Origin of the sequence: Arthrobacter ipis, assembly GCF_014694315.1 — a bacterium.
Taxonomy (GTDB): Bacteria; Actinomycetota; Actinomycetes; order Actinomycetales; family Micrococcaceae; genus Arthrobacter; species Arthrobacter ipis.
On sequence record NZ_JAAOXD010000001.1, the window covers coordinates 451,763 to 469,664 of the forward strand.

General features: G+C 66.3%; 15 protein-coding genes, 2 tRNA genes and 1 riboswitch. Of the genes, 16 read left to right on the forward strand and 1 reads right to left on the reverse strand.

Annotated elements, in window-relative coordinates; genetic code table 11:
* Window positions 1-95: 95 nt before the first annotated feature.
* A complete protein-coding gene (locus G9E11_RS02145) occupies window positions 96-779 on the reverse strand; it encodes a vitamin K epoxide reductase family protein (protein ID WP_190602528.1) in 684 nt (227 codons plus the stop codon).
* A 457-nt stretch (window positions 780-1,236) separates the two neighbouring features.
* Here G9E11_RS02145 and G9E11_RS02150 point away from each other — a divergent pair, with 457 nt between their 5' ends.
* From G9E11_RS02150 to G9E11_RS02225, 16 genes are all read left to right on the forward strand, one after another.
* Window positions 1,237-4,629, forward strand: coding sequence for an Rne/Rng family ribonuclease (locus tag G9E11_RS02150; RefSeq protein WP_190602530.1), 3,393 nt, complete (start codon window positions 1,237-1,239; stop codon window positions 4,627-4,629).
* A 206-nt stretch (window positions 4,630-4,835) separates the two neighbouring features.
* A riboswitch (TPP riboswitch) is annotated at window positions 4,836-4,932 on the forward strand.
* A complete protein-coding gene (locus G9E11_RS02155) occupies window positions 4,915-6,510 on the forward strand; it encodes a bifunctional hydroxymethylpyrimidine kinase/phosphomethylpyrimidine kinase (protein WP_246468640.1) in 1,596 nt (531 codons plus the stop codon). (Overlaps the previous riboswitch by 18 nt.)
* Before the next feature lie 328 nt (window positions 6,511-6,838).
* Window positions 6,839-7,147, forward strand: a complete 309-nt coding sequence (gene rplU / locus G9E11_RS02160) for a 50S ribosomal protein L21 (protein WP_111905608.1) — start codon at window positions 6,839-6,841, stop codon at window positions 7,145-7,147.
* Window positions 7,148-7,204: 57 nt separating this feature from the next.
* Window positions 7,205-7,468, forward strand: coding sequence for a 50S ribosomal protein L27 (gene rpmA / locus G9E11_RS02165; RefSeq protein ID WP_003803426.1), 264 nt, complete (start codon window positions 7,205-7,207; stop codon window positions 7,466-7,468).
* A gap of 117 nt (window positions 7,469-7,585) precedes the next feature.
* Entirely contained in the window at window positions 7,586-9,175 is a 1,590-nt protein-coding gene (obgE, locus tag G9E11_RS02170) for a GTPase ObgE (RefSeq protein WP_190602533.1), read from the forward strand.
* Between the two features lie 64 nt (window positions 9,176-9,239).
* Entirely contained in the window at window positions 9,240-10,337 is a 1,098-nt protein-coding gene (proB, locus tag G9E11_RS02175) for a glutamate 5-kinase (RefSeq protein WP_190603581.1), read from the forward strand.
* Between the two features lie 26 nt (window positions 10,338-10,363).
* The gene (locus G9E11_RS02180) at window positions 10,364-11,713 is read left to right on the forward strand and encodes a glutamate-5-semialdehyde dehydrogenase (RefSeq protein ID WP_190602535.1); all 1,350 of its coding nucleotides are present in this window, start codon (window positions 10,364-10,366) and stop codon (window positions 11,711-11,713) included.
* A 100-nt stretch (window positions 11,714-11,813) separates the two neighbouring features.
* Window positions 11,814-12,038: a hypothetical protein gene (locus G9E11_RS02185; protein ID WP_190602538.1), complete on the forward strand. Its 225-nt coding sequence runs from the start codon at window positions 11,814-11,816 to the stop codon at window positions 12,036-12,038.
* A 13-nt stretch (window positions 12,039-12,051) separates the two neighbouring features.
* Entirely contained in the window at window positions 12,052-12,708 is a 657-nt protein-coding gene (gene nadD / locus G9E11_RS02190) for a nicotinate-nucleotide adenylyltransferase (RefSeq protein ID WP_194717840.1), read from the forward strand.
* A 7-nt stretch (window positions 12,709-12,715) separates the two neighbouring features.
* Complete coding sequence (locus G9E11_RS02195; protein WP_190602540.1) at window positions 12,716-14,080, forward strand: hypothetical protein; 1,365 nt, start codon at window positions 12,716-12,718, stop codon at window positions 14,078-14,080.
* Window positions 14,081-14,128: 48 nt separating this feature from the next.
* On the forward strand, window positions 14,129-14,530 hold the full coding sequence (rsfS, locus tag G9E11_RS02200) for a ribosome silencing factor (RefSeq protein WP_190602542.1): 402 nt from the start codon (window positions 14,129-14,131) through the stop codon (window positions 14,528-14,530).
* A 133-nt stretch (window positions 14,531-14,663) separates the two neighbouring features.
* Window positions 14,664-14,736: transfer RNA gene (locus tag G9E11_RS02205), tRNA-Ala, on the forward strand.
* 188 nt (window positions 14,737-14,924) lie between these two features.
* Window positions 14,925-15,000: transfer RNA gene (locus tag G9E11_RS02210), tRNA-Ala, on the forward strand.
* Between the two features lie 135 nt (window positions 15,001-15,135).
* Window positions 15,136-15,639, forward strand: a complete 504-nt coding sequence (locus G9E11_RS02215; RefSeq protein ID WP_190602544.1) for a hypothetical protein — start codon at window positions 15,136-15,138, stop codon at window positions 15,637-15,639.
* Window positions 15,640-15,872: 233 nt separating this feature from the next.
* The gene (locus tag G9E11_RS02220; RefSeq protein WP_190602546.1) at window positions 15,873-16,514 is read left to right on the forward strand and encodes a hypothetical protein; all 642 of its coding nucleotides are present in this window, start codon (window positions 15,873-15,875) and stop codon (window positions 16,512-16,514) included.
* A 192-nt stretch (window positions 16,515-16,706) separates the two neighbouring features.
* On the forward strand, window positions 16,707-17,864 hold the full coding sequence (locus G9E11_RS02225; protein ID WP_194717746.1) for an NAD(P)-binding domain-containing protein: 1,158 nt from the start codon (window positions 16,707-16,709) through the stop codon (window positions 17,862-17,864).
* The last annotated feature ends 38 nt before the right edge of the window (window positions 17,865-17,902 follow it).

Sequence of the window (17,902 nt, forward strand, 5' to 3'; positions counted from 1 at the left end):
CCGGCAGGTTAAGCGCGAACGTACAGTTGTGGCCCCTCACTCTCCGGAGTCAGGGGCCACAACTGTACGTTCGCGCTTGCTAGAAGCCTGCGCTGCTAGAAGCCCGACGTGCCGGCGAACACTTGGATGAACGCGAAGAAGATAGTCGCAATTACGGCTACGTAGAGCAGCGCCGTGATGATCCAGCCGGAGTCGCCCAGGATCCGGGCCAGGCGTGCCGGTGCCGGAATCACGCCGTGGACCACGTTGCGCACGGTGACCCAGACGAAGAGCGGAATCATCGCGGCCCAGACCACCATGCAGAACGGGCACAGGATGTGGATGGAGTACAGGGCCTGCGACCACAGCCACACCACGAAGATGAAGCCGAGGGTGATGCCGGCCTGCATCCCGAGCCAGTACCAGCGGGCGAACCGGGCGCCGGCAAGCAGCGCCATCCCCACTGTGGTGGTGATGGCGAAGGCGACTATTCCGATGAACATGTTCGGGAAACCGAAGACCGAACTCTGCCACGTCTGCATGACCTGCCCGCAGGAAATCCAGGGGTTCACGTCGCACACGGTGGCATGGTTGGGATCCTTGAGGACCTCAAGCTTTTCCAGCACCAGAATGCCGGATGCCAGCCAGCCCACAACGCCGGTGATGACCAGCAGCCAGCCGAAGGGGCGGTCGCGCGTCATGGCCGGTACGGCGGCACCGGCCGACGCTGCGGCGGGCCGGGCACCGTCCTGCTGGTCCTGTTCGTAGTCCGTGCCGGTGGAAGGCGTAGTGCGTGGCATGGGATGGCTTCCTTTGTCTGGGGTGCTCCTGCCCAGATTGTAGCGCCGCCACCTTCACGGAGGCTGTACCCGTAGCCAATGGCGGCATTGACCGTCTTTGTCACACAATTACAACGTATTTGAACAGCAATATGAGAGAATGAACGTGGCTGGAGCGCGAACCACATTCGAACTCCAGTCCGGTGGCTTGTTCCCAAGACCGCCAATGAGCAGTGGTGCAGGCTTTGGAATGAAGATCCAGCCTCCCACCTTCCATTGGACGGCACCTGGTTGTGGTTGTCAGAAACAACGGGTTCCAGTAACAATCCCGCCGGCCTGTCAGGCCTGCCGCACCCCACTGCCGGTGCGAGCCTGCTGGTATCCAATTGACTTCTGTCAATGCCTGCGGGTTTTGACAATATGTGCCCCAATGGGTGCCGAATGTGGCGGCACGTCAGGGGCAGGAGTGTTGCCACATATGGATAATGACCAGGTTATAGCCGTCAACGAAGAACCGGCTGCCACCGGCGAAGCCGCCGCTGAGGCCCCCAAGAAAGCCACCCGGACCCGCCGCAAGGCGGCGCCCAAGGCCGCAGCAGCTGCCACGGAGACCCCGGCGTCGGAACTGCCCGCTCCGGAAACCCTGATGTCAGAAGGCGCGGCACCTGAAACTGCAGCACCTGAAACGGCAGTGCCGGAGTCGGCTGGCGGAGAGGCCGCAGAAGCCCCTGCCAAGACCCCGGTCCGCCGGACCCGCGCCCGGAAGAAGGTCGCCGAAGAACCGCTGCCCGCGTTTGCGGAAGCTGCCGGGGCCGAAGTTGATGTGCAGGAAGGTGGCGCGCAGATAGCCGCCACGGAGCCGGCAGTCGAGGCTGCGGCCGTACCGGCCGCCACTGAGCAGGCAACTGCAGAGCCGGCCGCCGAATCCAAGCCTGTACGCCGCCGCCGGGCAACAAAGCCCAAGGCCGCGGAGCCGGCCGAAAGCCCCGTTGAGTCAGCGGACTCTGCCGAGGCGCCCGCTCCGGCCGCTACCGGGACAGCCACTGAGGCGCCTTCAGCCGGTCAGGCTGATGAGCCCGCCCCGGCCGTCGGCGCCCCTGATGCCCAGGCAGCGCCAGCCCCTGCTGCACCCGTGACTGCACAGGAGTCCGCTGGCGAGGAAGAGGCCGAGGAAGAGGCCGCCGGGCAGTCGCCCCTGGGTTCGCTTTTCCTGGAACCGTCGTCAGTGACGTCGATCATCTTCCAGGCCCCTGACCTGAACACAGTGGTCCGCCCTGCTGCTTCCGCCGCGAAGGAGGAGGCAGCCGCCGAGGACGGCGAGGACGAGCTGGAGGACGACGACAGCGGGCGGCGCCGGCGGCGCGGCCGCGGCCGCCGCGGCCGCAGCCGGACCGACCGTGAGATCACCGACGGCGATGAAGACACTGAGGTTTCCGACGAGGCCGGCGAAGACGACGGTGCGCCGCTCGAAGACGGCGTGACGTCCCGCCGTCGCCGTCGCCGCCGCCGCGGCGACCAGGATCTGGAACTGACCGGCGGCGGAGAAGACGATCCCCCCAACACGGTCACCCGCGTCCGCGCCCCGCGGACCATCAGCGAGGCCCCGGCGAGCAACCGCGTCACCAGCGTCAAGGGCTCCACCCGCCTGGAAGCCAAGAAGCAGCGCCGCCGCGAATCACGCGACACCGGCCGCCGCCGCACGGTGATCACCGAGGCTGAGTTCCTGGCCCGCCGGGAATCCGTGGACCGCCAGATGATCGTGCGCCAGCGTGACGACAGAATCCAGATCGGTGTCCTGGAAGACGGCGTCCTGGCCGAACATTTCGTCTCCAAGACGCAGCAGGACTCCCTGATCGGCAACGTCTACCTGGGCAAGGTCCAGAACGTTCTGCCGTCCATGGAAGCTGCCTTCGTGGACATCGGGCGCGGCCGCAACGCCGTGCTGTACGCCGGCGAAGTGAACTGGGAAGCCGTCAACCTCGAAGGCAAGCAGCGCCGCATCGAGAACGCGCTGAAGTCCGGCGACTCTGTCCTGGTCCAGGTCACCAAGGATCCGGTGGGCCACAAGGGTGCGCGGCTGACCAGCCAGATCTCCCTGCCCGGCCGTTACCTCGTGTACGTCCCCGGCGGGTCCATGACCGGCATCTCCCGCAAGCTGCCCGACGTCGAACGCAACCGCCTGAAGCGAATCCTCAAGGACCGTCTCCCCGAGGACGCTGGCGTCATTGTGCGCACGGCTGCAGAGGGGGCTTCCGAGGAGGAACTGACCCACGACATCAACCGTCTCCGTGCCCAGTGGGAGGGGATTGAGAGCCAGGCGAAGTCCACCAAGGTCCTCGCCCCGGAACTCCTCTACGGCGAACCGGACCTGACCATCAAGGTTGTGCGCGATGTCTTCAACGAGGACTTCTCCAAGCTGATCGTCTCCGGCGACGAAGCGTGGGACACCATCGAGGCCTACGTCACCTACGTTGCACCGGACCTGGTGGGCCGGCTCGAAAAGTGGACCAAGGACGAGGACATCTTCGCCGCCTGGCGCATCGACGAACAGATCCACAAGGCCCTCGACCGTAAGGTGTTCCTGCCGTCCGGCGGCTCCCTGGTCATTGACCGGACCGAGGCCATGACGGTGGTTGACGTCAACACCGGCAAGTTCACCGGCAGCGGCGGCAACCTCGAAGAGACCGTCACCAAGAACAACCTTGAGGCTGCCGAGGAAGTTGTCCGCCAGCTGCGGCTGCGCGACATCGGCGGCATCATCGTCATCGACTTCATCGACATGGTGCTGGAGTCCAACCGCGACCTGGTCCTGCGCCGTATGGTGGAATGCCTGGGCCGCGACCGGACCAAGCACCAGGTTGCCGAAGTGACCTCCCTGGGACTCGTGCAGATGACGCGCAAGCGCATGGGCACCGGCCTCCTGGAAGTCTTCGGCGAGCAGTGCGAGGCATGTGCGGGCCGGGGCGTCGTCACCCACGACGAGCCTGTGGAGCACCGACGCGCCAACACCGTGGCCGCTGAACACCACGTGCACCGCGCCGAGGTCCAGCCGCCGGCCCGTACGGAGCGGAAGCGCCGCCGCGGCAAGGGCGGACAGCCGTCCTCCGAGACAGCTCCGGCCGCCCCTGCCGTGCCGCACCACCCCGAACCGTCGGACGCGGAGCGCCACGCCAAGGCTGAAGCGACCCGCGCAGCCCTCGCCAACATCGCTGCAGCGGCCCACGCCGCACACCTGCATGAGGAAGAAGCTGCGCACAGTGCCGCAGCGTCGGGTGAGGCCGCCCGGTCCGCCGCACCCGCTGCCGCCGCACCGGAAAGCCCCGTGGTGCACCGCGCTCCGGAAACGGAAAGCGTCTCCGGACGGCCCGGCGCAGTGCTCACTTTCGGCGGCGAGAAAGTGGTTCTTCCGTTTGTCGATCACAGCGAGGAACCGGTCAAGGAAGCGCCGGCCCTGACGCTGGACCGCCTGGAGGAGGCGTTCGCGCACCTCGGCGCTCCGATTGCCTCCGGCGAAGAGGAGGAGGCCAAGGACGAGGCTCCCGCGGCGGTCCGCCCGGAAAGCGGGCAGCCGGAGGGTCAGCAGGCCGAAAGCCAGCCCGCGGTTCAGCGTGCGGAACGGCAGCCGCTGGAAAGCCCCGCGGCACCGTCCCGCAGCCGCCGTCCGCGCCGCAACCGCAGTGCCAGCCGTGCCCAGGGTGCAGCCAACGAGACATCCGTGGAACACCACGAGGTTGCTCCGGCTGCAGCTGCCGGGCACTCGCACGAGGCCAAGGCGCCCGAGGCAGGCAATGCGGAGACGCCGAAGGCGGCTCCGCAGCCGGCCAGCGAACCGATCATTCTGGGGGTCGGCGTACCCGCCTCAGAACTGTAGGACAAGCGGACTCCGAGCTCCCTGGGCTCCCGGGTGACTGACCTCCGGGGCCGCCAGTAATAAGGTCCGGCACCGCGGCTGCGGTGCCGGACCTTTCTGGTTCCGGGCATTCGTCAGAAGGCAGAGGGCAGAGTCCACCAGCGCCCGCGGAAGCCTGTCGCAAACGCCAAATTTGGGGCCGCAGGCTGGACGAACCGCTAGGCTGGAGGACTGACACGGGGTGCCGCGCACGGGCCGGCTGAGATCCAAACCCGTTGAACCTGTCCGGTTAGCACCGGCGAAGGGATGTCTTCCTTGTCATCAGCACTGCCATCAGCATCACTCCTGCCTGCACCCGCGGCCGCCGACAAGTCGCTTCTGGAAACCGTTGAGCCGGCCATCCAGACCTCGCATGACGTTCCCCGGGTCCTGGCCATCGCAGGCTCGGATCCTTCCGGCGGTGCAGGCATCCAGGCCGATCTGAAAAGCATTGCGGCGCACGGCGGCTACGGGATGGCCGCAATAACGGCCCTCACTGCGCAGAACACCACCGGCGTGCGCGGCGTGCACGTTCCGCCGGCTTCCTTCCTGTCAGCGCAACTGGACGCTGTCAGCGAGGACATCCACGTGGACGCCGTGAAGATCGGCATGCTGGGCGATGCACGTGTCATCGCCGCTGTCCGCAGCTGGCTCGAGAAGGTAAGGCCCGGCGTCGTGGTTCTCGATCCGGTGATGGTGGCTACCAGCGGTGACCGCCTCCTCCAGGAGTCGGCAGAGGCAGCCCTCCGGAAACTGCTGCCCCTGGCAGATCTGATCACCCCCAATCTTCCCGAACTGGCCATGCTGCTCGGAGAACCGGAGGCCGCGGACTGGGCCGCCGCCCTTGACCAGGGCAGGCAGCTGGCAGACCAGACAGGTGCCACGGTCCTCGTCAAAGGCGGGCACCTGAACGGCTCAACCTGTCCGGACGCCCTCGTGAACACCGCCGGACTGCTCTCGGCGACGGTGGTGGAGGTTGCGGGCGAACGGATCAGCACGCGGAACAGCCACGGCACCGGATGCTCGCTCTCCTCGGCCATGGCCACGGCCCAGGCGCGGCTCGGTGACTGGGAAGCGTCACTGCGGGCGGTCAAACCGTGGCTGGCCGGGGCCCTCCGCACGTCCGGGTTGCTGGAGGTCGGGGCCGGCAACGGACCGATCAACCATTTCCACCACGTCCGCCAGACCGAAACGACACCCCAGCCCGAGCCCAGGGGCGGCTTCGCGGAACTGCTGCGCGCCGGGACCGTTGCCTACCTGGAAGACATCTATGGCCTGGGATTCATCCGTGGGCTTGGCGACGGCACCCTGGCGGAGAAGGAATTCGCGTACTACCTGGCACAGGACGCCATATACCTGAACGGCTACTCCCGGGTCCTGGCAAGGGCCAGCGCGCTTGCGCCAACCGAGTCCGAGCAGCTGTTCTGGGCGCGCTCCGCCCAGCAATGCCTCGAAGTTGAATCGGAACTGCACCGCAACTGGCTCAGCACGCGAACCGTGCAGCCGGAACTGGGCCCGGTCACTAAGGCTTACGTCGATCATCTGCTGGCGGCTTCGGTGGGCGGCAGTTACGCGGTGCTGGTTGCCGCGGTCCTGCCGTGCTTCTGGCTGTACGCCGAGGTGGGGGAGACCCTTCACGCGCAGTATGTGGCCGCAGGGGCGCAGGCCGGGCACCCGTACGCCGAGTGGCTGCGGACATACGCCGACGAGGACTTCGCTGCCGCCACCCTGCGGGCCATCGACATCGCCGACGACGCCGGCCGCGCCGCGTCAGCGGGGGAGCGCGAAGCGATGATCACTGCTTTCCGGCACTCCTGCCGGTACGAGGTGGAATTTTTCGACGCGCCGGGCCGCCACAGCTGAGCGGAAGCGGGCCCGCTACCCGGTAAGATGGTCGCGCACGGCATCGGATGTTCGGGAAAGCGGCCACTGTGGCGCTTATCACGGACAACCCGCCGCTGCCAGCCTCATTTGCGGCCGACGACGGAATTAGCGTATTCTAGATCTTCGGTGCTTACGCCAACACTTGGGTTATGACCCGGGATCGTCCATTCGGACATGTTCCTGGGATAGCTCACGGGTTCCCCCGGGGAATCCACGGCGTTGAGGCACAGCGAGAACCAGGCCAATTTCCGGACCCGGCTTCCGCACGCAAATTTAGTAATAGACGTCGAGAGAAGTGAGTTCCCAAGTGGTGTACGCGATTGTCCGCGCAGGCGGCCGCCAAGAGAAGGTTTCCGTTGGAGACTTCGTTACCCTGAACCGCGTCGCCGGTGGAGCTGGCAGCACCATTGAGCTGCCCGCGCTGCTTCTGGTGGACGGTGACAAGGTCACCTCCGCAGCTGCGGACCTGGCCAAGGTAACTGTTACGGCTGAGATCCTCCAGGACCTCCGTGGTCCGAAGATCGTCATCCAGAAGTTCAAGAACAAGACCGGTTACAAGAAGCGCCAGGGTCACCGTCAGGAACTGACCAAGGTCAAGATCACCGGTATCAACTAACTACCGGTTACTGTTCAGGTTTCCCGCAGTCTCAAGAATTAAAGGCAGGCATTCCAAATGGCACACAAAAAAGGTGCGAGCTCCACTCGCAACGGTCGTGACTCCAACGCCCAGTACCTCGGCGTCAAGCGCTTCGGCGGCCAGGTAGTTTCCGCTGGCGAGATCATCGTCCGCCAGCGCGGCACCCACTTCCACCCCGGTGCGGGCGTTGGCCGTGGCGGCGACGACACCCTGTTCGCCCTGCAGGCAGGCGCCGTTGAATTCGGCACACGCCGTGGCCGTCGGGTCGTCAACATCGTTGCTGCTGCAGCTGCAGAGTAACAACAAGTTCTGAATCGGTGGAGCGGGCCATGATGGCTCGCTCCACTGTTCTTTTAACCGCATTACAATCGATTTGGACGTCCAGGACGGCCTGATCAGCAACAGAGGAGATTCAACGTGGCGAGCTTTGTAGACCGGGTAGTACTGCACGTATCCGGCGGTACCGGCGGCCACGGCTGTGTCTCCGTTCACCGTGAGAAGTTCAAGCCGCTGGGCGGGCCCGATGGCGGCAACGGCGGCAACGGCGGCGACGTCATCCTGCGCGTCGACTCGCAGACCACCACGCTGCTGGACTACCACCACGCACCCCACCGGCACGCCACCAACGGCGGCCCCGGCATGGGTGACTGGCGCGGCGGCAAGAACGGCGAAACCCTGATCCTGCCTGTCCCCGAGGGGACTGTCGTCAAGACCAAGGACGGAAAGGTACTTGCTGACCTCGTGGGGGAGGGCACCGAGTTTGTCGCAGCGTCCGGCGGCATCGGAGGTCTCGGGAACGCCGCGCTGTCCTCGCAGAAGCGGCGGGCGCCGGGGTTCGCCCTGCTAGGCATCGAGGGTGACGCCGCCGATATCGTCCTGGAGCTGAAGTCGATCGCCGACATTGCCCTGGTAGGTTTCCCCTCCGCCGGCAAGTCCAGCCTGATCGCGGCCATGTCGGCCGCCCGCCCCAAGATTGCCGATTACCCCTTCACCACCCTCATCCCCAACCTTGGCGTGGTCCAGGCCGGCGACGTGCGTTTCACCATTGCCGACGTTCCGGGCCTCATCGAGGGTGCCAGTGAAGGCAAGGGCCTGGGCCACAATTTCCTTCGCCATGTCGAGCGCTGTGCGGCTTTGGTGCACGTTTTGGACTGCGGTACGCTGGAATCTGACCGAGATCCACTCTCCGACCTCGCAATTATCGAAACCGAACTCGAAAAGTATGCGGTGGACATGAGCTACGCCGGCTCGGACGGCGAAGTCGTCCCGCTCAACCACCGCCCCCGGCTGGTGGCACTTAACAAGGTCGACCTGCCGGATGGCAAGGACATGGCCGAGTTCGTTCGGCCTGAGCTTGAATCCCGTGGCTACCGTGTCTTCGAAGTTTCAGCCACAAGCCATGAGGGCCTGCGCCAGCTTGGCTTCGCCATGGCGGAGATCGTCAAGGCCGCCCGCGACAGCGTGGCAGCCACGCCGCCGAAGGTGCACGCACCAGTGCTGCGGCCCCGCGCCGTCAACGAGACCGGTTTCCGGATCCGCCGCGAGGAGAAAAACCTGGAGCCGCTGTTCCGCGTGCTGGGTGAAAAGCCCGTGCGCTGGGTCAAGCAGACGGACTTCACCAATGAGGAAGCCATTGGCTACCTTGCCGACCGCCTGGCCAAGCTCGGCGTCGAAACCGAGCTGTTCAAGCAGGGCGCCAAGCCCGGCGACACCGTAGTGATCGGTGAGGACGACGGCGTGGTGTTCGACTGGGAGCCGACCATGATGGCTGGCGCCGAGCTGCTGGCTTCGCCGCGCGGCACGGACGTCCGTTTCGCAGACATCGGCGACCGTCCCACCCGCGGCCAGAAGCGCGAGGAACAGATCGAACGCCGCGACGCGAAGGCAGCGGCACGGGCCGAGCTGGAAGCCGAGCGTAAGGCCGGCATCTGGACCGAGTCCGTCAGCGCGCGCCGGGCGGCCCGGCCCCTCAAGGAGAGTGGACTGAACACCGAACATGAGGAGTGAACCCGCACACGTGACTGATACTTCCGCAATTGTCATCGAGGAACCCAAGACCGACGACCGCAGCATGCTCGCCAGGGCGCGCCGCATTGTGGTCAAAGTAGGATCGTCGTCCCTTACCAGCATCAAGGGCGGAATATCGGAGGAGGCGCTGACCGAGCTTTCGGACGCGCTGGCCGCCAAGTGCAATGCGGGCACCGAGATCATCCTCGTGTCTTCCGGCGCCATCTCGGCCGGCCTCGCGCCGCTCGGCCTGGCGAAGCGTCCCCGCGACCTCGCCACCCAGCAGGCCGCTGCCAGCGTGGGCCAAGGACTGCTGATGGCCCGGTATACCCATGCGTTCGCCGCCCACGGCGTCACCGTGAGCCAGGTGCTCCTCACCGCCGATGACCTCATGCGCCGCAGCCACCACCAGAATGCATTCCGGGCCCTAAACCGGCTCCTGAACCTCGGTGTCGTGCCCGTCGTCAACGAGAATGACACCGTGGCCACCCACAAGATCCGTTTCGGCGACAACGATCGCCTGTCAGCCCTCGTGGCGCACCTGGTGCGCGCCGATGCACTGGTGCTGCTGTCCGACGTCGACTCCCTGTATGACGGCCCACCCGCCCAGGGCGCAAAACGGATTCCCCAGGTGGACGGTCCTGAGGACCTCGACGGCGTCTCCATCGGCAAGACCGGCAAGGCCGGCGTGGGCACCGGCGGCATGCAGACCAAGGTGGAGGCCGCCCTGATGGCGGCCGATTCGGGCATCCCTGCCCTCGTCACGTCCACCGCCAACGCCGCTTCCGCGCTGGCCGGCGAGGACGTCGGAACCTGGTTTACCGTCAATGGCGGACGCAAGTCCGTCCGGATGATGTGGCTCGCGCACCTCGCCCATGTGCAGGGACGGCTGATCCTGGACGACGGCGCCGTCCGGGCCGTGCGGGACAACCGCACCTCGCTGCTGCCCGCCGGCATCAAGGCTGTTGAAGGCAACTTCGAAAGCGGAGACGCTGTCGAGATGGTTTCGCTGGAGGGCACGGTGATCGCCCGCGGCCTGGTGAACTACTCCGCGGCCGAACTGCCGCAGATGCTCGGACGGTCCACCGTGGAGCTGGGCGAGGCTCTGGGCCGCGGCTTCGACCGTGAAGTTGTTCACGTTGACGACCTGGTTCTGGTCTAGGCGCCGGACTCGCCTAGACTTGAATGATGACTGAGGCACTGATGAACCAAGCAGCCGAGACATCCAACGACGCTACGACGGTCCCCACCCTGCCGGAAGACAGGCAGCCTACACCGGCTGAGACCGAGTCCGCCGTGTACGCGATCGCCGACCGCTCCCGCCAGGCCGCCCGCAGCATGGGCCGCGCCAACCGGGCCTGGAAAGACAAGGCCCTGCGCGCCATCGCGGACGCCCTGCTTGCGAACAAGCAGCAGATCCTGGCCGCGAACACCAAGGACGTGGAAGCGGGCCGCGCCAACGGCACGTCCGCCGCCCTCCTGGACCGGCTGACCCTCAACGAAACCCGCATTGCCGCCCTCGCCGCCGCGTTGGAAAACCTGGCCGGCCTGCCCGATCCCGTGGGCAATGTGGTGCGCGGCCAGACCCTGCCCAACGGCCTGCGCCTGCGCCAGGTCAATGTCCCCATGGGCGTGGTTGCCGCGATTTACGAGGCTCGACCGAACGTGACCGTGGACATCGCCGGCCTGGCGCTCAAGAGCGGCAACGCCGTGATCCTCCGCGGCGGTTCGGCAGCAGGCTTCACCAACGAAGCCCTCATCCGCGTGCTGCGCGACGCTCTGGAGTCCGTGGGCCTGCCGGCGGATGCCGTGCAGACCGTGGACCAGTTCGGCCGCGAGGGTGCCAACGTGCTCATGCGTGCCCGCGGACGCGTCGACGTGCTGATTCCGCGCGGCGGCCGTGACCTGATCCAGACCGTCGTCAACAACTCCTCCGTGCCGGTCATCGAGACCGGCGAGGGAAACGTTCACATCTTCATCGACGAGTCAGCCAGCGAAGACATGGCGGTGGAGATCCTCCTCAACGCCAAGACCCAGCGCCCCAGCGTCTGCAACACGGTGGAAACGCTCTTGGTGCACTCCGGCTCCACGGTTCTGCCCGCTGTCGCCGCAGCCCTGAGCAAGGCGGGTGTCCGTTTGCATGCCGATGACCGCGTGCGGGCAGCGCTTCCCGCCTCGGTGGAATCCGTTCCGGCTACGGACGACGACTGGGCCACCGAGTACATGGACCTGGACCTGGCCGTGGCCATGGTGGACAGCCTGGACGACGCCGTGAAGCACATCCGCACATGGTCGACCGGACACACGGAAGCCATCCTGACGAACGACCTGAGAAACGCTGAGCGTTTCATCGCGGAAATCGATTCCGCTGCGGTCATCGTGAACGCTTCCACGCGCTTCACCGACGGCGGCGAGCTGGGCCTGGGTGCCGAGGTAGGCATCTCCACGCAGAAGCTTCACGCCCGAGGCCCGATGGGGCTGACGGAGCTGACAACCACCAAGTGGATTGTCCAGGGCGAGGGCCAGGTCCGCGGCTAACATCGCGGAAACCGCTCCTGACATAGCGGTAACATAGTAAAGAAGTCCGGACCGGCGGGAATCTCCGCCGTCGTCATCCTTTTTATTCCTAGGGGAGAAAATGCTGCTCCAGCAGATTGCCGCGTCAGTTGCCGAACACGAAGAGAGGGCACCCTTGTGGGCCGAGCCATGGGTCTTCGGCATCTCGATGTTTGCCATCTTCGTGGTGCTGATGTTCGTTACGCTCTCCTACGGCAACCTGGGCAAGCGCCACACGGCGGTTGACGAGCACGCGGACCCGCACCGCCAGCACCCCAACAAGCACGACCACGGCCAGGGCCACTAACATTTCCGCCGCACTGCACCACAAGGATACGCAGCGCCGGCTGCGGCTGGGCGTGATGGGCGGGACCTTCGATCCCATCCATCACGGCCACCTTGTGGCCGCCAGCGAGGTGGCCGCCAAGTTCGGGCTCGATGAAGTCGTGTTCGTCCCCACCGGCCAACCGTGGCAGAAGTCCAGCAAAAAGGTCAGCGAACCCGAGCACCGTTATCTGATGACGGTGATCGCGACGGCGTCAAACCCGAGTTTCACCGTAAGCCGGGTCGACGTGGACCGTCCCGGTCCCACGTACACCATCGACACCCTCCGCGACCTGCGGACGCAGCGGCCCGACGCCGACCTGTTCTTCATCACCGGCGCCGACGCCCTGGCGCAAATCTTGTCGTGGAAGGACATCGACGAGCTCTGGTCCCTGGCCCACTTCGTGGGAGTTACCCGGCCAGGCCATGAGCTCGACGGCATGGGCCGAAAGGACGTCAGCCTGCTCGAGGTCCCCGCCATGGCGATCTCGTCCACAGACTGCCGCGCCCGCGTTGCTGCCCATAACCCCGTCTGGTACCTGGTGCCGGACGGAGTGGTGCAGTACATCGCGAAATACGGGCTCTACGCCGCACCGGCCGGGAACAGCAGCTCCGAAACTACCGAGACAAACGATCCAGCCAGCACTGAATGAGTTTGAGATGAGTCAGGAACAGCAACCGATCCGCAGTCGCCGAGAACTGCGCAAGGCCCGGGATGAAGCCCTGGCCCAGAACCGGAACGCCGCGCCCCCGGGTGCCGGCGAGTCAGCGCCTGCCTCCAAACCGCCTGCTTCAAAGGCTCCCGCCCCAAACACGGCTGCCTCGAAGCGCCCGGCGTCCGCGGGCACGGGCAGGCCAGCTCCCGCCAGCCCGGAAAAGACTGGCTCTTCGCGTGCCGCCGGAGATGCCAAGCAGGAAAATGCCGCCGAACGCGCGCGCCGGGTTGCGCCGGGCCTCGCGGATTCCCCGCCAGCAGGCTCAGCCGCCGAACGCTCGTCCCAGATCCGTGCCCGCGACAGGGCCGCCCTGCGGACCATCAAGGAGCTGTCCGAAAAGGAAGAGCAGCTTTCCGGCGGCGGCCCGCCGACGCGCCGCCAGCTGCGGCTGATGCAGCTCAAGGAGCAGGCGGTTACCTCGGCAATGCCCGTTGTACCGCCGGCCGACGGCGCCCCCACCGGGAAATCGCCCGCTTCCTCCCCTGACTCTTCCTCCGGTCCGGCCGGCAAACCCGCGCCAGCCACCGGGTCCAAGCCTGCAGGCCAGCCCCCCAACGGTCCGGGGCCGCGGCCCGCGACGCCGGCGGGGAACGAACTGCCCGAGGGCATGACGGTGGAGCAGGCCCTTGAAGCGCGTACCCTCCTCGCCGAACAGGCCAAGAACCAGATCGCCAAGATGGAACACATCGCGGCGACGGACCCTGAAGCCGTGGATCCGGACATCCTGGCCCAACAGATTGCTTTGGCCGAACGGGCCGCTGTGCTCAACAAGCGGGCCATGGCCAAGCAGAAGCTTGCCGAACAGACCACGCCCCAGCAGAGCGGACAAAACGGTCCGTCCACCGCCAGCAACCTCGCCATGGTGACGCCGCTGGAATTCGAACAGGTGCCCGGTGTGGACCGTCCCGTCATGAAACGGCCGGCCACCTCGCATGTTCCCGTCGTGACCAACCCTGGTTCCCGGGTGCCGGCGCGCGGCAACCGGACTGCCAAGGCGTCCCGCCCAAGCGCACCGTCTACCGGGCGGTCGCGGGTCATTGCCCGGGCGGAAGCGGCGGCGCGGTCGGCAGCAGCGCCTCCGGCCGGAGCCCGCGAAAGTGAGGCCTGGACCGACGAGTCCGGCGAAGACGTGACGGCGCTGCCGCCAGTATCCGCGAAATCCGCCTACGGGCTGGAACCCCTGGACGCAGCCACGGCCGGGCTCGCCCGCGCCAACCGGTTGAGGCTGATCCAGCTTGGCGTCCTGGCGCTCGGCGCAATCGCCCTCGTAACCGGCATCATCATGATCATCAGCGGCCTTTCACGCTGACTTCAGCCAGTACCACCACTACGCTTTTTCATCACCACAAGGAGTCCCGTGACCGCATCCGAATCGTCCGTCACCACAGCCCGGCACGCAGCCAGGGCCGCGGCGGACAAGATCGCCCAAAACATCGTCGCCCTTGACGTCAGCGAACGCCTGGCTTTGGCGGACGTGTTCCTGATCGCCTCAGCACCCAGCGAACGCCAGGTGAACGCCATAGTCGACGGCATTGAAGAGGAACTCATGAAGCAGGATCTCCGCCCGGTCCGCCGGGAAGGCCGTTCGGCCGGACGGTGGGTCCTGCTTGATTACGCAGACGTCGTCATCCACGTTCAGCACGAGGAAGACCGCGTCTTCTACGCCCTGGAACGTCTCTGGAAGGACTGCCCGGTGGTGGACCTGCAGCTGGGAGACGACGCTTCGGCAAAGGCCACTACTGCTGCCGAGCAGGAGTAGCGCGCGGCGCCGAATATGCCCGATTTGGAATTTTCGGAAACGCTGGTCTAAGATATTTGAGTTGCTTCGGAGAGATCCGGACAGAAGAACGGACGCCGCGTGCTTAGCGCGAGGCCCGAAGCAGCAAGAATAAGGGGCTGTGGCGCAGCTGGTAGCGCACCTGCATGGCATGCAGGGGGTCAGGGGTTCGAGTCCCCTCAGCTCCACCGGATGATCCGCCGGAATCGAAAGATTCCGGCGGATTTTTCTTTGCCGGAAAGTGGCCCCGGCCGGGCTTCTGGTGCCGCAGTGAAGGTGACGGAAGCCACGTGGCGCCAATTCGCATCCTGACGATTTCTCGACTACGCTGGTCGGGTTGCTTCGGGAAAACGCAAAGATTCCGAAGATGCAGCTTGGGGCTGTGGCGCAGCTGGTAGCGCACCTGCATGGCATGCAGGGGGTCAGGGGTTCGAGTCCCCTCAGCTCCACCAAGTAGCCGCCTGATCACGGAACCGACCGTGATCAGGCGGCTTTTCTCGTCAAACCCACTGCCGGTACCGCGATCTTTGACGAATCTTGGATATTCCTTGGGACAGTCTTTTCCGCATTGCCCCTAAAGTGGAGCCATGAAGACGGGAGCGGCCCTGGTGCTGTCCGTTGCAGGCATACTCGCAGCGGGCTCGGCCGCACTTGCCGTTAATACGCAGGTGCTGAACGTCTCGCCCCCGGGCACCGGGAATGCCAACATCGTCCTCCTGCCGAATGGCCCAGTGCCGCCCCTTCATGGCACCAGCGCCGGGCCGAAGGCCAGACCACAGGCAACAGGGACGCCAGCCGGTGCGCAGAAGACGGCCGCCCCCGCGAAATCGGGTGCTGCCGCGTCAGCCACCGCCAAGCCGGCTCCGGCCAAAACAGCTCCCGCCACCGCAGCCGGGAACGCCGGCAGTCGTGGACCGGCACCGTCATCCTCCGGTTCCGGCGGCGGAACAACGGGCGTGACCATTCAGCCCGCTCCCGCCCCGGCTGTGGTAGTTCCCGTTCAGCCGGGAGACGACAAGGGCGGCCTGCGAAAGGCGCCCGAGCCTGGTGACGACAGTGGCGGCAGCGGCGGCCACGGCGCCGACGACTGACCCTGCGCCTATCTGCGTCTCCCTGCCCGCCTTACCTTTCCTGTGCGGGCACATCCTGTGCATGCCGCTTACGTCTGCCGCACGGCCGGGCAGGCCCCGGTGCGGCCCCACAGGCACTTCTCCGCGTCCTCGGGCGGGCGGTCCGGTTTGGGGGAGAACCCCACCGGCAATCTTGGACAAGTCTTGGATTTCCTTTGCACCTATCCTCGACGGCGAGTTCCTAGTGTGGAGCCATGAAAACAAGAGCAGCCCTCGCATTATCCGTCGCCGGCGTTCTCCTCACCGGAGGTGCCGCCTTCGCCACCACCCAGTCAATGAGCAACACAGGCACGGGTACCAGTGACGACGCCAGGAACGTCCTCGTAACGGACGACTCTGCCACCAGAACCCCCGCCGTCAGCTCCGCCAAGGCCACCCCCAAGTCAGCCGCGAAGTCCAGTGATGACACCCAAGCCGACGACAAGAAGGCATCAGCCGCCAAGAAAGCGTCCATGGCTGCTGAACCCGGTGACGACAAGGGCGGGCTCCGGACCACCCCTGAGCCCGGCGACGACAATGGCGGAACCGTGGCAGTGCCTGCAGAAAACTTTGTTGGCAGCGGCTCCCTCTCCGTTGAACCCGGTGACGACAAGGGCGGCCTCCGGACCGCCACCGAGCCCGGCGACGACAACGGCGGTCTCCGTTCAGACAGTGCATCCAGGCTCGCAGAACCCGGCGATGACCACGGTGGACTTAGAACAACACCCGAGGCCGGCGACGACAAGGGCGGCGACCATAAGGCCGCCGAGCCAGGCGACGACAAGGGCGGCGACAGCAAGGGCGTTGAGCCTGGCGACGACAGCGGAGGCAGCGGCGGCCACGGCAGCGACGACTGAACAAGGCGTCTGAATAAGGCACTGAGCAAGACGACCGAACAAGCAAGCAACCGACTAATAGCCCCAAGGGCCCTCCTGAACCTCGGTGTCCAGGAGGGCCCTCCCGTGTAACAAGGATGCGCGGCAGCGGGGCCGGAACGGCGCCTAGGATGAACACATGAGTGGGATGAGCGAGCCGGGCGAGCGGCACCGTTGAGCGGTGGCACTGTAAGCGGTGGATCGAACCGCAATGCCGACGTCGTGGTGGTCGGAGCCGGGCAGGCCGGCCTCTCGGCAGCCTTCCACCTGGCCCGCCGTGGATTTACGCCGGCCCCGGCGGCAGAACAGCCAAATGGTGCAGTCACGGCAGCCGGTCCAGGCCGGACGTACGCGGTGCTGGACGCCGAGGACGGGCCGGGCGGAGCCTGGCGGCACCGCTGGAAAAGCCTGCTCATGGCCACCGTAAACGGCATCAGTGACCTTCCCGGAATACCGCAGCCGGATGTCGACCCGGCGGAACCAAGCTCGGCATTCCTCAGCCGCTACTTCGCCGCCTACGAGCGGCAGGTCGGGCTGGCCGTCGAGCGGCCCGTCAAGGTGCTCGCCGTCGAACGTGCGGACGCTGACCCGGCGGGGCTGCTGAGGATCACCACGTCCGACGGCGGCTGGACGGCCCGGGCAGTCATCAACGCCACCGGAACCTGGACCAGGCCCTTTTGGCCGATCTATCCGGGCCAGTTCACGTTCGGGGGCCGCCAGTTGCATGTCGCCGACTACGTGTCCGCAGAGGAGTTCCGCGGGCTGCACGTCATTGTGGTGGGCGGCGGAATCTCCGCGGTCGGACTGCTGGACGAAATCTCCAAGGTCACCACGACAAGCTGGTTCACCCGCCGCGAGCCCGTGTGGCGGGACGGATTCGACCGGCAGTCCGGCCACGACGCGGTCGCACTGGTGGAAGACCGGGTGCGGCGGGGGCTGCCGCCGCAAAGCGTCGTCGCCGCCACCGGTCTCATCTGGACTCCGGCACTCCGGGCCGCAGCTGCGCGCGGCGTACTGGACCGCCGGCCGATGTTCTCGGCGATAGAGCCCGGCGGCGTCCGGCTCGCGGACGGCGGGTTCGTCGCGGCGGATGTGATCCTGTGGGCCACCGGGTTCCGCGCCGAGCTGGAGCACCTGGCACCGCTGCACCTGCGGGGACCAGGCGGCGGGATTGCCATGGAAGGAACGCAGGTGGCAGCGGAACCCCGCGTGCACTTGGTGGGCTACGGCCCGTCGTCGTCCACCATCGGCGCCAACCGCGCCGGCCGGGCCGCGGTGACCGACATCCTCAAACTCCTGGCCCCCTCCGCAGCCGTGACAGATCCGCGGTAGATTTGCACGGGCGGATTTCTGCCCGGGCGACGAGCAAG

Bases quoted from the DNA above. Each gene is read 5' to 3' on its own strand.
- G9E11_RS02145 (WP_190602528.1), bottom strand. From the start codon at position 779: ATGCCACGCACTACGCCTTCCACCGGCACGGACTACGAACAGGACCAG.
- G9E11_RS02150 (WP_190602530.1), top strand. From the start codon at position 1,237: ATGGATAATGACCAGGTTATAGCCGTCAACGAAGAACCGGCTGCCACC.
- G9E11_RS02155 (WP_246468640.1), top strand. From the start codon at position 4,915: ATGTCTTCCTTGTCATCAGCACTGCCATCAGCATCACTCCTGCCTGCA.
- rpmA (WP_003803426.1), top strand. From the start codon at position 7,205: ATGGCACACAAAAAAGGTGCGAGCTCCACTCGCAACGGTCGTGACTCC.
- proB (WP_190603581.1), top strand. From the start codon at position 9,240: ATGCTCGCCAGGGCGCGCCGCATTGTGGTCAAAGTAGGATCGTCGTCC.
- G9E11_RS02180 (WP_190602535.1), top strand. From the start codon at position 10,364: ATGACTGAGGCACTGATGAACCAAGCAGCCGAGACATCCAACGACGCT.
- G9E11_RS02185 (WP_190602538.1), top strand. From the start codon at position 11,814: ATGCTGCTCCAGCAGATTGCCGCGTCAGTTGCCGAACACGAAGAGAGG.
- G9E11_RS02195 (WP_190602540.1), top strand. From the start codon at position 12,716: ATGAGTCAGGAACAGCAACCGATCCGCAGTCGCCGAGAACTGCGCAAG.
- G9E11_RS02215 (WP_190602544.1), top strand. From the start codon at position 15,136: ATGAAGACGGGAGCGGCCCTGGTGCTGTCCGTTGCAGGCATACTCGCA.
- G9E11_RS02220 (WP_190602546.1), top strand. From the start codon at position 15,873: ATGAAAACAAGAGCAGCCCTCGCATTATCCGTCGCCGGCGTTCTCCTC.